At 68.3% G+C, this 12,736-nt stretch carries 14 protein-coding genes, 1 tRNA gene and 1 pseudogene; 8 read left to right on the top strand and 8 right to left on the bottom strand.

Translation table 11 applies throughout. The annotated features are described in order from the left end of the window. Nucleotides 1–16 precede the first annotated feature (16 nt). Together AMA02S_RS01950 and AMA02S_RS01945 are read left to right on the top strand one after the other, a co-directional pair. Nucleotides 17–718, top strand: a complete 702-nt coding sequence (locus AMA02S_RS01950; protein WP_067450547.1) for a FadR/GntR family transcriptional regulator — start codon at nt 17–19, stop codon at nt 716–718. Nucleotides 719–915: 197 nt separating this feature from the next. Next, complete coding sequence (locus AMA02S_RS01945; RefSeq protein WP_067450545.1) at nt 916–2,220, top strand: CynX/NimT family MFS transporter; 1,305 nt, start codon at nt 916–918, stop codon at nt 2,218–2,220. 26 nt (nt 2,221–2,246) lie between these two features. Here AMA02S_RS01945 and AMA02S_RS01940 read toward each other — a convergent pair whose 3' ends face one another. The 3 genes from AMA02S_RS01940 to AMA02S_RS01935 form a co-directional block, all read right to left on the bottom strand. Then, the gene (locus AMA02S_RS01940; RefSeq protein WP_067450543.1) at nt 2,247–2,558 is read right to left on the bottom strand and encodes a type II toxin-antitoxin system VapB family antitoxin; all 312 of its coding nucleotides are present in this window, start codon (nt 2,556–2,558) and stop codon (nt 2,247–2,249) included. Nucleotides 2,559–2,749: 191 nt separating this feature from the next. Continuing rightward, complete coding sequence (locus tag AMA02S_RS39795) at nt 2,750–2,950, bottom strand: DUF397 domain-containing protein (protein ID WP_084264436.1); 201 nt, start codon at nt 2,948–2,950, stop codon at nt 2,750–2,752. 38 nt (nt 2,951–2,988) lie between these two features. Then, nucleotides 2,989–3,834 (bottom strand): helix-turn-helix domain-containing protein, encoded by an 846-nt coding sequence (locus AMA02S_RS01935; protein ID WP_067450540.1) that lies wholly within the window; start codon nt 3,832–3,834, stop codon nt 2,989–2,991. 184 nt (nt 3,835–4,018) lie between these two features. On the opposite strand from AMA02S_RS01935, the gene AMA02S_RS01930 reads away from it, so the two are divergent. Both AMA02S_RS01930 and AMA02S_RS01925 read left to right on the top strand, forming a co-directional pair. Continuing rightward, nucleotides 4,019–4,774 (top strand): hypothetical protein, encoded by a 756-nt coding sequence (locus AMA02S_RS01930; RefSeq protein WP_067450536.1) that lies wholly within the window; start codon nt 4,019–4,021, stop codon nt 4,772–4,774. Between the two features lie 110 nt (nt 4,775–4,884). Beyond that, on the top strand, nt 4,885–5,085 hold the full coding sequence (locus AMA02S_RS01925; protein ID WP_067451486.1) for a DUF397 domain-containing protein: 201 nt from the start codon (nt 4,885–4,887) through the stop codon (nt 5,083–5,085). 377 nt (nt 5,086–5,462) lie between these two features. Here the strand turns inward: AMA02S_RS01925 and AMA02S_RS01920 are convergent. Both AMA02S_RS01920 and AMA02S_RS01915 read right to left on the bottom strand, forming a co-directional pair. Beyond that, a tRNA-Ser gene (locus AMA02S_RS01920) sits at nt 5,463–5,547 on the bottom strand. 10 nt (nt 5,548–5,557) lie between these two features. Further along, nucleotides 5,558–5,902, bottom strand: a complete 345-nt coding sequence (locus AMA02S_RS01915; protein ID WP_067450532.1) for a DUF952 domain-containing protein — start codon at nt 5,900–5,902, stop codon at nt 5,558–5,560. Nucleotides 5,903–6,166: 264 nt separating this feature from the next. On the opposite strand from AMA02S_RS01915, the gene AMA02S_RS01910 reads away from it, so the two are divergent. Beyond that, nucleotides 6,167–6,589 (top strand): BP74-related protein, encoded by a 423-nt coding sequence (locus tag AMA02S_RS01910; RefSeq protein ID WP_084264435.1) that lies wholly within the window; start codon nt 6,167–6,169, stop codon nt 6,587–6,589. 19 nt (nt 6,590–6,608) lie between these two features. Here the strand turns inward: AMA02S_RS01910 and AMA02S_RS39790 are convergent. The 3 genes and pseudogenes from AMA02S_RS39790 to AMA02S_RS43865 form a co-directional block, all read right to left on the bottom strand. After that, nucleotides 6,609–7,591: pseudogene (locus AMA02S_RS39790) on the bottom strand (IS5 family transposase). Between the two features lie 377 nt (nt 7,592–7,968). Next, nucleotides 7,969–8,976 carry an alpha/beta fold hydrolase gene (locus AMA02S_RS01895; protein ID WP_067450526.1) on the bottom strand — a complete coding sequence of 336 codons (1,008 nt, stop codon included), beginning with the start codon at nt 8,974–8,976 and terminating at the stop codon, nt 7,969–7,971. A gap of 173 nt (nt 8,977–9,149) precedes the next feature. Beyond that, nucleotides 9,150–9,383, bottom strand: a complete 234-nt coding sequence (locus tag AMA02S_RS43865; RefSeq protein ID WP_245667339.1) for a TetR-like C-terminal domain-containing protein — start codon at nt 9,381–9,383, stop codon at nt 9,150–9,152. Between the two features lie 233 nt (nt 9,384–9,616). Between AMA02S_RS43865 and AMA02S_RS01885 the strand changes: the two genes are divergently transcribed. From AMA02S_RS01885 to AMA02S_RS01875, 3 genes are all read left to right on the top strand, one after another. Then, entirely contained in the window at nt 9,617–9,985 is a 369-nt protein-coding gene (locus AMA02S_RS01885) for a DUF4267 domain-containing protein (RefSeq protein ID WP_067450523.1), read from the top strand. A gap of 334 nt (nt 9,986–10,319) precedes the next feature. Beyond that, nucleotides 10,320–10,919 carry a hypothetical protein gene (locus AMA02S_RS01880; protein WP_067450520.1) on the top strand — a complete coding sequence of 200 codons (600 nt, stop codon included), beginning with the start codon at nt 10,320–10,322 and terminating at the stop codon, nt 10,917–10,919. Nucleotides 10,920–11,412: 493 nt separating this feature from the next. Beyond that, nucleotides 11,413–12,681, top strand: a complete 1,269-nt coding sequence (locus AMA02S_RS01875) for a S8 family peptidase (RefSeq protein WP_218004814.1) — start codon at nt 11,413–11,415, stop codon at nt 12,679–12,681. The last annotated feature ends 55 nt before the right edge of the window (nt 12,682–12,736 follow it).

Below are 12,736 nucleotides of genomic sequence, written 5' to 3'. Positions count from 1 at the left end.
CAACCGAGGGGGACCGTTGACCTTGCGCACCGCCCGCCGCTCGTCGCTGGTCGACCAGGTGATCGACCAGCTCAGGAGCGAGATCGCCGCGGGAGTATGGCCGGTCGGCGGCAAGATCCCCCCGGAGCCGGTGCTGTCGGAGACCCTCGGGGTCGGCCGCAACACCGTGCGTGAGGCCGTTCGTGCCCTCACGCACGCCGGCCTTCTGGACAGCCGCCAGGGGGACGGCACCTACGTCCGCGCCACCAGCGAGTTGTCCAGCGCCGTCCGGCGGCGCCTGGAGACGGCCGAACTCATCGAGATCCTTGAGGTCAGGCGCGGTCTGGAGGTCGAGGCGGCCCGGCTCGCGGCAGCCCGCAGGACGTCCGCGGACATCGCCGCGATCAGCGTGGCCCTCGCGGAGCGGAACGCGGCCTGGGCGGCGGGCGACTACGCCGTCTTCGTCGAGGCGGACCTCACGTTCCACACCGCCGTCGTGGAGGCGACCCACAACCAGGTGCTCACCGACCTCTACCGCGACTTCAGCGCCGCGCTTCGGGCCAGCATCGGCGCCGCCGGGACGCTCCTGGAACACACGGACGTCCCGCACGGCCCCATCGCCGCCGCCATCGAGGCCGGTGACGCCGAGGCGGCCACGGCCGCCACGCACGCGTGTCTGGACCAGATCCTCGCCTCGACGGCGCCGAAATCCGCAACCGGTCCGAATCCGGCCACCTGACGAACGCCACCTGACGAACGCCCCCATTTCCGACTCAATCGGCCACCAGCTCCGCATCGCGACCAATCGACTCCACTCGGCCGGGACGACGAGCCGGCGCCAGACGGCGCCCACTCGATGCGACGGGCCGTCCGGTATCGGCCGCCATCGAAGACCATTCCGTTCAACGTGCCGCACCGGCGCATGACGAAGGCGAAATGAACTCCTCGGCAACGACCCCCGTTTCCCGCGCCACCGCCGCCTGGTCCCTGCTCGGCCTGGTGCTGCTGACGATCAACCTGCGTGCCGCCATCACCGGCATCTCGCCGCTCCTCGGCGACCTGCGCGACGTGCTCGGGCTCTCCGGCGTGCAGGTGAGCGTCCTCACCACGCTCCCGGTGCTGTGCCTGGGCGTTTTCGCCTCGCTGGCCCCGGCCCTCGCGCGCCGGCTGGGCGCGGAGACCGCGATCGCCGGGTCGCTGGTGCTGATCACGCTGGGCATCCTGCTCCGCGTCGTCCCGTCCCCGGTGGCGCTCTACCTTGGAACGATCCTGGCCGGAGCGGGGATCGCCATGGGCAACGTTCTGGTGCCCGCCGTCATCAAGCGGACCTTCCCCGGCCGCGTGGGGTCGCTCACCGGCCTCGCGATGATGCTGATGTCCGCCAGCGGCGCCGTCGCGGCCGGTCTCGCGGTCCCGCTGGACGACGCGGGCGGCTGGCGGCTGGCCCTCGCCATCTGGGCCGTCCCGTCCCTGATCGCCGCCCTGACCTGGGGACCGCTGGCGATCCGCGCACGCCGCCACCCCACCGGCCCGTCTAGCGCGGCACCGGTTGCGACCGAAGGTCCGAGCATGGACGGCGCCGCCGAGGGAACGCTGTTGCGATCGGGCACGGCCTGGTTCGTGGCCGCATTCATGGGGCTGGCATCGCTGATGTTCTACGTCCTGATGTCGTGGCTGCCGGAGATCATGCGCGACTCCGGATACGCGCCCGCGACGGCCGGGATGATGGTCTCGGCCATGATGATCGTGGGGATCCCGCTGGGCTTCTTCGTCCCGGTGTTCGCCGCGCGCCTGCGTGACCAGCGCCTCCTCGTCGCCGCCCTGGCCGCGACGATGGTCGTCGGCATCGTCGGGCTCCTCGTCGCCCCCACCGCCGGCTGGGTGTGGGTCATCACGCTCGGCGTCGGGACGGGCAGCGCGTTCCCGCTCGCCTACACACTGCTGAGCCTGCGTTCACCGAGCCCGTCGATCGCTGCGCGCCTGTCCGGCATGGCCCAGACGAGCGGATATCTCCTGGCGGCGGTCGGACCGCTCGCCGTGGGCGTCTTGCACAGCGCTACGGGCGGCTGGGACGGCTCCCTCGTCCTGTTGCTCGTGCTCGTGGTTCCGGAGCTCGCCTTCGGTCTGCTGGCCGCGCGCCCAGGATTCGTCCGTCCGAGCCACACTCACCCAGAGGGACACATGGAGCGCCTGGTCGAGCCCAAGGAGATCGCAGTCCCAGAACCTGCCCGCACTCGCTGACCCTGCCCGGACCCCTGCGCGGACGATCAGCCGTAAGCCTCCACGGCGTCGAGATCCAGCACGCGGGCGTGCAGGACCAGGCGCTGATGGAGCGCGGCGCGCAGGGCGCGGTGCAGCCCGTCCTCCAGGTAGAGCTCGCCCTTCCAGTGGACGACGTGGGGGAACAGGTCGCCGTAGAACGTGGAGTCCTTGGCCAGGAGGGACTGGAGGTCCAGCTCCCGCTTGGTGCTGACGAGCTGATCGAGACGGACCTGGCGCGGCGGGATCTTGGCCCAGTCCCGGGACGTGAGGCCATGCTCGGGGTACGGCCGTCCGTCACCCACCGCCTTGAAGATCACGTCATGAGTCTACGGTGTCGGCCGGGGTGGCAAGAAGGCACCGCAACTGGCGGGGTCACCTGACTCCGCAACACCGGTAAACCATTTACAACACTGCTCAGTGGAATGGTGAGTAACCACCGGACGAGTCAGGGTGAGCGTCGCCGACGCCTACGGATGCGGCCAGGCCGTGCCGGCCGTGGCGCGGTTCGTCATACCTGGCCCTTCTTTGCCCTGTCGATGAAGGTTTTCCATTCCTCCGTCGCGAACCTCAGAACCCCTGCGCCGGGGGCCTTGGAGTCACGGACGAGAAACGCGTCTCGCCCGTCCTGGGCTATTTCGACGCAGTCGTGGCCATCCCCGCTGTGTCGGCTTTTTCGCCAGGTCGGGCTCAGTGGGGTGGGCGTGGTCAACCTGCGGCTCCGATCCGTGGGTGGTCGCTGCGACCGGTCTAGATCTCGTCGGCCAGCCGGCCGATGAAGGCGAGGGATTCCTCTGGGGAGAGCGCTCCTGCACGGAGTTCCTCGAAGGCGAGATGGTAGCGGTAGACCTCCATCTCGTCCTCCACGTAGACGCTTCCCCTAAGCAGTTCAACATAGACCATGTCGGTCCCCGGATAGGGGAATTTGAGCATGATGAATGAGCCGGTCATGGCGGGATGGGCGCCGGCGGCGAAGGGCATCACCTGAATCACCACGTTCGGCAACTCCGCCAGCATGGTCAGATGCTCCAGTTGGGACTTCATCACGCCGGGACCGCCGACGCGCCGCTGGATCGAGGCCTCGTCCAGGACCACATGGAGATCGACGGGGGCGGGCTCGTGCAGGCGCCGCTGCCGGCGCAGCCGGACGTCCACCCGCCGCTCGACCTTGCCTGGCGCGGGGTTGACCACGGAGCCGATCAGGTCGCGGGCGTAGTCCTCGGTCTGCAGGAGCCCATTGAGGGATTGCCCGCTGTAGCAGCGAAGTGTCTGTGACTCGGCCTCCAGGCCGATATATCCCGCATAGTCGCTGCCGAGGTCGGGGTAGGCGTCCCACCAGCCGCGCTCGTTGGTGTTGCGAGCCATAGCGAGCAACCGCTCGCGCTGCGAGTCGCTGACGTCGTAGAGATCGAGGAGCTTGCGGAGATCGCCGGATCTGACGAGTGTGCTGGCGGTCTCGATCCTGGAGATCTTCGCGCTGGACCAGCCGAGGCCGGCGGCCACCTCCTCGCCGGTCCGGCCCTCGATCTCGCGCAGCCTGCGGAGCTCGCGGGCGAGCTGCCGGGCGCGCACCGATGGGACGCGGCGTTCTGCCATCTGGACCTCCGCCAGAAAGCGGACTGCTACCTTGCAAGTACTCAAGCAATTCTACGTGAAAGCTTGCATGACTCTCTACGTTCGCGCATCCTGAACTCGGGGAGTGGGGCCCTGTGCCCTCAGGAGGCGAGAGCCTTGGTGATTCCAGAAGCGACGCACGCCCGTCCGGTGCGGACATAACCGCGTGGACGGACCGAACGGCACGGCGGTGGGTGAGCCGCGTCCCGAGGAGGGGCGGCTCGGCTACCATTTCCTCGCCGCCGTCGACATCGAGGGGTTCAGCCGGCTCGACACGCTTGAGCAGGTGACCACCCAGCGGGAGCTCAGCGCGGCGCTGAAGGCCGCGGCGACAGCGACCGGCTTCGACCGGGCCCGCTGGACGATCCAGGTCACCGGTGACGGCGAGCTCGCCGTCCTCCCACCCGGAATCGACGGCCCCCGCCTCGTCGCCGACTATCCACGCGAACTCGCCCTGGCGCTGGACGCCGCGAACCTGGCACGGTACCGCCCGGCGTCGCGCCTCCCGTCGGCACCGCGGTTGCGGGTACGGCTGGCCCTGCACCACGGTCCCGTCGCCGACGGCCACCTCGGCCCCGCGGGTTCGGCGCCCATCGTCGTCTCGCGGCTGCTCGACCTCGACGCCCTCCGCGCCGAGCTGCGCCGTCAGGCGGACGAGAACCTCGCCCTCATCGTCTCTCCCGCCCTCTACGACGACGTGATCAAGAGCCGCTTCCGCGGTCTGGACCCGGATGGGTTCTTCCCGGTCGAGCAGACAGTGAAGGGGGTCCGGCACGTCGGCTACATCCGCGGCGCGCAGGATCCCCTCGTACCGTCCGCGCGTCCCCGGGCGGGCCCGGCACGCAGGCCGACCGCTCCCATATTTCTGTCCCGCCGGCGTCCAAGAGGTCAACCGGGCCGGACAATCACCACCCCACAATAAACGCACCACGTCAAGTCTTGCCCGCTGGGCAATCGCGGGATAGAACTCAATTGGGAGAGGTGATACCCCACATGTGCGAGCGCGGCATGATGTGGGGAGAGGGGTGCGGAATGTCAGCTCCTGATTGGTCTCTCGCCGCATGGCGCAAGAGCACCCGAAGTCACGGGAACACCAACTGTGTCGAGGTGGCGGCGTCCGGCGCCGTCATCGGCGTCCGAGACTCCAAGGACGCCACGGGCGCGGTGCTCGGCTTCACCGAGAGCGATTGGCAGACGTTCATCGACACCATCAAAAGGTCCGGGAGACACTGAACCCGAGCCACTCGTGACCCAGCCGGCCGACGCAAGTTCGAATTGTCGCGCACGAACGCGAGAACTCCGCTAGCGATGCGCTGACCGCCATTTCGTCCAGCCGAACGGCGATTCAGCGATGATCGTCGCCACGGGACCTCCACCGCTGGCATGCCCGACACCACGAAGGCCCCGCCCGGCGCGCCACGGCGCGGGGCCTTCGCCGTCCCCGACCACGACACCCCAGCGCTCACCGAGAGTCCCAAGGTTCCCGGTCGAGTTGAGCTCGCAGCAGTCATCAGGGACATCCGTGAGATGTGCAGGCTCGGACGGGGGCGGACACGCAAGAGGTCGGTGCCCGTGGGACACCGACCTCGGATCCTGCCCGGTCAGGCAAGCGGAGGATGCGAGATTCGAACTCGCGAGCGCTTGCACGCAACACGCTTTCCAAGCGTGCGCCCTAGGCCACTAGGCGAATCCTCCACGGCGAAGCCTACCGGTTCTCGGGCACTGACCGGACATCGATAATCGCCGACACCGGGATCGGGCCGTAGACGTGGGGGAAGACCTGGTCGCCGACGGGTTCATACCGGACGGGTGATCCGAGACGCGCGGCGTCGATCACCAGGAGGACCAGGTCCGCACGGTCGATGGTGGTGTAGAAGGCGGCGAGCACGCCGTCCACCTGGGACGTGTCGGACGAGCAGTGGATGAAGCCCTCCTCGTCCAAGGTCCTGCCGAGGGTGGACATGGTGTAGGGGACGCCGGCGTCGCGGGCGGATTCCCAGTGATGCCGTTCGGCGATGTGAAGGAGCGTCTTTTGTGGCGGCGCAGACATAGAGGCAAGCGTAGGCGGAGGCCCTCTAAAGCCGGCCCCGGACGCCTGCGCTGCACGGACTCGCAGGGGGCGGTCGCCCTGAAGTGATGTGGACGGGCCAGAAGCCCCACCCGGTAGAGCCACCTGTACCAGAGATCGGAGTGCTGGCTGGCTCGTTCGGCGATCAAGGAATTTTTAGCGTCGAGGCGCACGGTCATCAGCGGATGGCCGTTGCGCGGGGGACCTGACAGGAACTCCTCCGCTCCCACGTCCATTGGAGGACATGTGAGTCCGAGAACGTTCATCGCCGCCGGAGCCACTGCCCTGGGCCTGCTGATGGGGTCCGCCACCATGGCCGCCGCCGACACCGGCGCGGCGCCGGAGGCCACCGAGTACGTCGCCAAGTTCGAGGTGAGCGGGGAGACCTACAAGGTCCGCCTGGTCGAGCAGGACGACATCGACCAGGCGCGCGCGCTCCTCAACGGTGATCCCGGTGCTCTGACCCCGAACGGGAAGATCCGGTGGGGTGTGGTCGACGTCAACTCGCCCTACCAGTGGTCGATCGACCCGAACGATTTCGGGTTCGCCGAGGTCACGGCCGAGGTCTGTGACGGCAGGCCGTCCTACGTGGACGGGCCGAACTGGGGCGCCGGGTACTTCTGCCCCTGGGACGCGGTCATCGTGTCGCTGGACCCGATCTCGCACTAGGCCGTGTTCGTGGTTGAGATCATGGGAGAGTTGGGAGGCTGCGTAGCCAGATGATGCATCCGTGCAGGTGGAGTCCGGCGAGGTAGCTTTCGGGTGTCTTGTCGTAGCGGGTGGCCAGCCCTCTCCATTGCTTGATCTTGTTGATGCAGCGTTCGACGGTGTTGCGGCCTTTGTAGAGCTCGGCGTCATGGCTGACCGGACGACCGCCTGAACGTCCCTTCCGTTTACGGTTGGCTGCCTGGTCGGCCTTCTCCGGGATCACCGCCTTGATATGGCGGCGGCGCAGGTAGGCGCGGTTGGCGCGGGAGGAGTAGGCCTTGTCGGCGGCCACCGCGCGAGGGCGGGTGCGGGGGCGTCCGACCGGCCCGCGCACCCTGATCTTGTCCAGGACGGGGATGAAACGGGGGCCGTCGGCGGCCTGGCCGGGGGTGAGCAGGATCGACAGCGGACGGCAGCGCAGGTCGGCCGCCAGGTGGACCTTGCTGGTCAGACCGCCTCGGGATCGGCCTAGGCCGGCCGCTTTCAGCCGGGCCCGGCGGCGCTCTCGCTCCCGCTGTGGTTCTGGGTGGTCGTCGGACGACGGGCTCTGCGGTCCGGTTTGTCCCTGTGGCGCAGCCCCCTTTCCTCGGCCGCAGCGAGTTGGAGCTCCTCCAGCCGTCCGGGCTCGACCGCCATCCCGGCGGCGTGGTGGTGGGCGCGGCAGGTCGTGGAGTCCACGCTCACCAGGTCCAGGTCGACCTCGCCACGGGCCGCCGCCGCGCTGATCGCGGCGTTCATCAGATTCTCGAAGACCCCCGCGCTCGCCCAGGCCCGGAACCGGTCGTAGATGGTCGACCAACTGCCGTAGGCGGCGGGCATGTCCCGCCAGGGGCTGCCGGTCCGAAATCTCCACATCACCGCGTTGAACTGGTTGCGCCGGTCGGGGATCGGGCCGGACGCCCCTAACGGCAGGTGCGGCTCGATCATCTCCCATTCGGTATCGGTCACATCACCGCGCATCATGTTCTGGTGGTACAGCCCACTCCCGCACGGGCGTCGCCAAGTCACTCGATCGTGACCAGCAGGACCTGATCCGGACTACGAACAGGCCCTAGCAACGGCCTGACCTGTGCCCTGAAACCGATCTGAACCGACAGGCGCCCCGGGACGGGCAGGGTGGCCGTCCCGGGGCTCGGTGCCCTGTCACCGCGAACGGCGATCGGCTTTGGGCGTCCGGGCCCCTGAGGTTCCGGACGCCCGTGTCCGCGAGCCGCGGACGGGCGGATCATGCCCCCGCGGTCGACCGACGCGCCGGACGACGCGGTCCGTCCCGCCATAGGGGGGACGGGACGGATCGCGCGACCGGATCGACGATTGCCCCGGTATGATCCGCGCGACCGCTACCGGGCCAGGAGTTCGGTCAGGGCGGCATCGATGAACGCCGTGTCCTCGGGGTTGCTGCCGTGGCCGGCGAAGTGGCCCCAGACACCGGGGATCACCCGAAGCTCGGCCTCCGGAATGTGCTGGACGGCCCACGCCTCGTCCTCGGGCGGGAAGTAGAGGTCCTTCTCGCCGGGCATGACCAGCGCGCGGGCCTTGATGGAGGCGAGGGCGGCCTTGGTGTCGCCGTCGAAGCCGGGGGTGCGGCCGACGTCGGCGTTCTGCCACGTCCACAGCATGGTGAGCAGGTTGTTGGCGTCCCGGTCGTCGAGGAAGAAGCCCTCCCAGAAGCCGACGAGGAAGTCTTCAAGTGAGCTGTAGCCGAGCTTTTCGTAGAGGCGGTCCCAGTAGAAGGCTTGGGAGAATCCCCAGCCGGCGTAGACGCGGGCGGCGGCGCGCAGACCGCGGTTGGGTTTGCTGGTATACCAGCCGCCCTCGAACGCGGCGTCGGCGGTGAGCGCGGCTTTCACGCCTTCGAGGAAGACCTGGTTGTGGTAGCTGGTGCGTGACGAGCCGCAGAAGGGGGCGATGCGTTCGACCATCTCCGGGTGGCTGACCGCCCACTGGTAGGTCTGCCCGGCACCCATGGACCAGCCCGTCACCAGGGGCAGGCGTTCGATGCCGAAGTGCTCGGTGACGAGCCGGTGCTGCGCTTCGACGTTGTCGTACATGGTCACGTGCGGGAAGCGGGCCCGGTCGTAGGGAGGCGGGGTGTTGCTGGGCGAACTGGAAAGCCCGTTGCCGAGCATGTTCGGAACGATGATGAAGTAGCGCGCCGGGTCCAGCGCCATGCCGTCGCCGATGAGCCACTCGTTGTCCTGGTGCCGACCGGAGTACCAGGTGGGATAGACGATGGCGTTGCCCTTGTCGGGCGCGAGGATGCCGTAGGTCTCGTAGGTGAGCTGCGCCCCACGCAGGGTCGCGCCGCTCTGCAGGACGAAGTCGCCCAGTTCGAAGCTCGTGGCCATGAAGACCCCCCTTACTTCCAGCTGAAACTATTTCGGACGGAACCAATCGTCAAGAGAGGTGGTCCCGCTCCTGGCGTGCTCAGCCGTCCTGTACCCACCAGAGGGCACGGGTCTCCGATCGGGAAGTTCGGCCAGATCGTCCCGCGGGCATCGCCTTCGTGGTGGGACGGTGGTCAGGCCGCTCGCCTGGTGAAGCGGCGGATCAGCAGTGCCAGCCGCCGGTCGTGATCCGCGGCGGGGAGCCTCCCGCCGCGCAAGAGCGTGACGAGCCCGTGTAGACCGCCCCAGAAGACCTCGGTGAGCAGGTCCGGGTCCTCGTCGCCGGCATGGGGTCGCAGGGCCCCGCGCAGTTCGCCGAAGGCGGCGTGCAGGGCGGCCGGCGCCCCGGGGGGGCAGGTCGACGGCACGGCCGAACATCGCGTCGTACAGTGCGGGACGCCGCCGGGCGAACGCGCTGTAGGCGGCGGCGACTCCGGACAGGCTCTTCTCGGGTGCCGTCGCGGCCTCGCGGGCGGCGTGCAACTCGGCGGACAGGTCGGCGAAGCCCTCCACGGCGACGGCCGCCATGATGGCGTCCTTGCCCTCGAAATGGCTGTAGAGCACGGGCTGGCTGTACTCGACCCGTTCGGCCAGACGCCGGGTGGTCACCGCTTCCCACGGTCTGGCCGTCGTCCTCGCGCTCTTCGTCGTCGTCATCGGCGTCCGATTCCTTGTGCAGCCCCGCGCCGCCGCCGATGGCTACGGCGTGCCCGCCAAGCCCGACGGCGACGCCGCGTACCTGACCATCAAGGGTCTGCGCGACCTCACGTCCGGGGTCATCGGTCTGGCCCTCCTCGCCTTCGTCGGTGCGGACGCCGGAGCCTGGTTCATGCTGGCCGTAGCCCTCACCCCGCTCGGCGACACCCTCATCGTTCTGCGCCATGGCGGTACCAAGGCAGCGGCCTTCGGGATTCATTTCGCGACCGCCGTCATCGTTCTCATCAGCGCCGCCCTGCTGTTCGCCGCCTGACCCGCGCGCATCCTTCCGCTGATCAATCTTATGGCCGGATTCAGTATCAAGAATTGACTCTTTTGATCTAGTAAGGGGCGGATTGACCGGCCATTGCGCTCCTTCAATGGAGCCTTCCGTCAATCCCCGCTTTTAGGGGTACCGACCTGCATCCGGGGCGCCGTAGCGTGAAGTGGACGACGGATCGGGGGATACGGTGGTCCGAAGGAACGGACGCGAAGGATCGCCAAGTCGCCGTTCTTGTCCCCTTTTATCCGGTCGTTGCTTCGCCATCCACAACAGCCACCGGGAGGCATGGGACATGCAATGTCGAATCACTCGCGCATCCAGGACGATGGCGGTCGCCGCATTGGTGAGCGGCTGCCTGGCCGCTGGACCCTCCGTTCACGCCGCCGCAGCGCGCGCCGTCACGTCCGGTCAAGCCCTCCCGGCCACCGCGGCGGCCCCGCCGATCAAGGACTGTGACCCCGGTGGTCTGAACACCGGGGACCAGCAGATCGCCCACCGACTGGACGGGACGCTGCGTCCCGGCGGCGCGATGGGCACCCGCATCACGCCCTACCAGGTGTCATGCGCCCGGATGGTCGTCCGGACGATCAAAGATCTCTGGCGGCTCGAAAGGCGCGCCGCCGTCATCGCGATCACTACGGCGATCGTGGAGAGTCACGTCCAGAACTTGGACGGCGGGACCGGAAGCAGCGTCGGCGTCTTCCAGCAGACCGACATCTGGGGCCCGCGCGAGGACCGGCTCGACGTGGAAAGGTCGACGGACCTCTTCATCGACGCGATGCTGCGGATGTTCCCCGGCGGTGCCTGGAAGAACCGGCCGATCGGCGAGGTGTGCCAGGCGGTCCAGCGCTCTGGCTTCCCGCAACGCTACCAACCGGAAGTGCCCGACGCTGAGAAGATCGTGACCGCTCTGGGGATCTACTGAGCCTGAGAGAGTTTCTGCGGTACCGGGGGATCTGCTTCTCCGCCTTGCCGGATCGGTCTTATGGCGAGAAGCGCACAATCCGGAGCAAAAGGGTGGCCTCTGACGTGGATTGGGTCGACACCCGCCCTGAGGTCGCATCGGCTCGTGTTCCCGCCGCGCGACGGGAACACGAGCCCGATGTGAACCAGCGATGTCCTTGACCCGACGTCGTATTGCCCAGACCACGGTGGAGGTCATATACGAAACTCTGCCAGCCCGTGCCGAGGTACTGTGCCGCGCCATGATGATCAAGCTGATGACCCGCCACCTCACCGGCGAATCCGTCCTCCGGCCGGCGGTGTCCCGAAGGCGGGAAGCGTGGAAAAACTGCCGGACGGAACGCACCTTTTAGGCAGTTTTGCCGGATTGTTCCGCCTTGGCCGGAACCTTATCGTGATGCCCCGGCGGTCCGACCCACGGCCGTCCGCGCCACGAAAGATGGAGGCGAATGAGGATGAGAACGATCCACAAGGACCGAAGACGGTGGAGGGCCTGGCGCCCGGCCGTGACCGCGGTCGCCGTGCTGTTGTGCGTCGGCGGCTTCAGCGGTCCGGTGAGCGCCGCCGAAGGAACCGTGATCAACGCGGAGGCGCCCGGCACGGTCGACGGCCAGTACATCGTGGCCCTGAAAGGCACGACGTCCCTCGCCCACGGCGCGGAGGCCCCGGTGGCCGCCCAGGCGAAGAACCTGGTGAACCGCTACGGCGGCTCCGTCCAGGCCGTCTTCAGTGCAGTGCTGCGCGGCTTCGGCGCCGACATGAGCGCCGAGCAGGCCCGACGGCTGGCCGCGGACCCGGCGGTGCGCTACGTCCAGAAGTCCGTGATGGTCCGTACGGCCGACGGCGACCGGGCCGGGGGCGGCACGCAGTCGAACCCCCCTTCCTGGGGCATAGACCGCGTTGACGGTAAGCAGGACCGCTCGTACACCTATCCGGGCGGCGGTACCGGCGTCACCGTCTACGTCCTGGACACCGGAGTCCGCATCAGCCACAAGACGTTCGAGGGCAGGGCGGTCGACGGTTACGACTTCGTCGACAAGGACACCACCGCGCAGGACTGTCACGGCCACGGCACGCACGTGGCGGGTACCGTCGGCGGCAAGGAGTACGGCGTCGCCAAGGACGTCAAGATCGTCGCGGTACGGGTTCTGGACTGCGACGGGTACTCCCCCGACCGGTACGCCATCCAGGGTCTGGAATGGGTTGCGAAGAACGCCAAGGGGCCGTCCATCGGGAACATGAGCATCGGCTCCGACCCTCCGAACCCCGAGCCGCAGGCATTCCGCGAGGCCACCAGGGCGGCCATCCGCGCGGGCATCCAGTTCTCGATAGCTGCCGGAAATGATTCGCGGAACGGCTGCGACGCGCCCAGCGATGTGTCGGAGGCCGTCACGCTCGGATCGACGGACGAAGGCGACTGGGTGTCCTTCTTCTCCAATTACGGGCGTTGCCTCGACCTGTTCGCGCCAGGAGGTGACATCATCTCGGCCGACAACGAGTCCGACACCGGCTCGGTGGTCCTGGGCGGGACATCGATGGCGACACCGCACGCGGCAGGGGCACTCGCCCTCTACCTGGAGCGCCACCCGACGGCGACACCACTGGAGTCACGGAACGCAGTGGTCAAGGCGGCACAGTCCGGTGTCATCTCCAACCCGGGCAGCGGCTCCCCCAACCTGCTGCTGAACGTCACCTCACTCGCCAAGCTCGCCGGGCGCCGATAGGGCGGTCTCCTCGTCACGATCTCCTCTGGCCCCAGCCAGGAAAGGCGTGACGCCG

The sequence above is a fragment of the Actinomadura macra NBRC 14102 genome, assembly GCF_001552215.1.
Lineage (GTDB): Bacteria > Actinomycetota > Actinomycetes > Streptosporangiales > Streptosporangiaceae > Spirillospora > Spirillospora macra.
Note: the sequence above shows the minus strand (reverse complement) of the source record. Positions and strands in the feature narration are given on the sequence as shown.

Bases quoted from the DNA above. Each gene is read 5' to 3' on its own strand.
- AMA02S_RS01895 (WP_067450526.1), bottom strand. From the start codon at position 8,976: ATGGCCACGAGCTTCGAACTGGGCGACTTCGTCCTGCAGAGCGGCGCG.
- AMA02S_RS01935 (WP_067450540.1), bottom strand. From the start codon at position 3,834: ATGGCAGAACGCCGCGTCCCATCGGTGCGCGCCCGGCAGCTCGCCCGC.
- AMA02S_RS01945 (WP_067450545.1), top strand. From the start codon at position 916: ATGAACTCCTCGGCAACGACCCCCGTTTCCCGCGCCACCGCCGCCTGG.
- AMA02S_RS01925 (WP_067451486.1), top strand. From the start codon at position 4,885: ATGTCAGCTCCTGATTGGTCTCTCGCCGCATGGCGCAAGAGCACCCGA.
- AMA02S_RS01875 (WP_218004814.1), top strand. From the start codon at position 11,413: ATGAGAACGATCCACAAGGACCGAAGACGGTGGAGGGCCTGGCGCCCG.
- AMA02S_RS01915 (WP_067450532.1), bottom strand. From the start codon at position 5,902: ATGTCTGCGCCGCCACAAAAGACGCTCCTTCACATCGCCGAACGGCAT.
- AMA02S_RS01880 (WP_067450520.1), top strand. From the start codon at position 10,320: ATGGCGGTCGCCGCATTGGTGAGCGGCTGCCTGGCCGCTGGACCCTCC.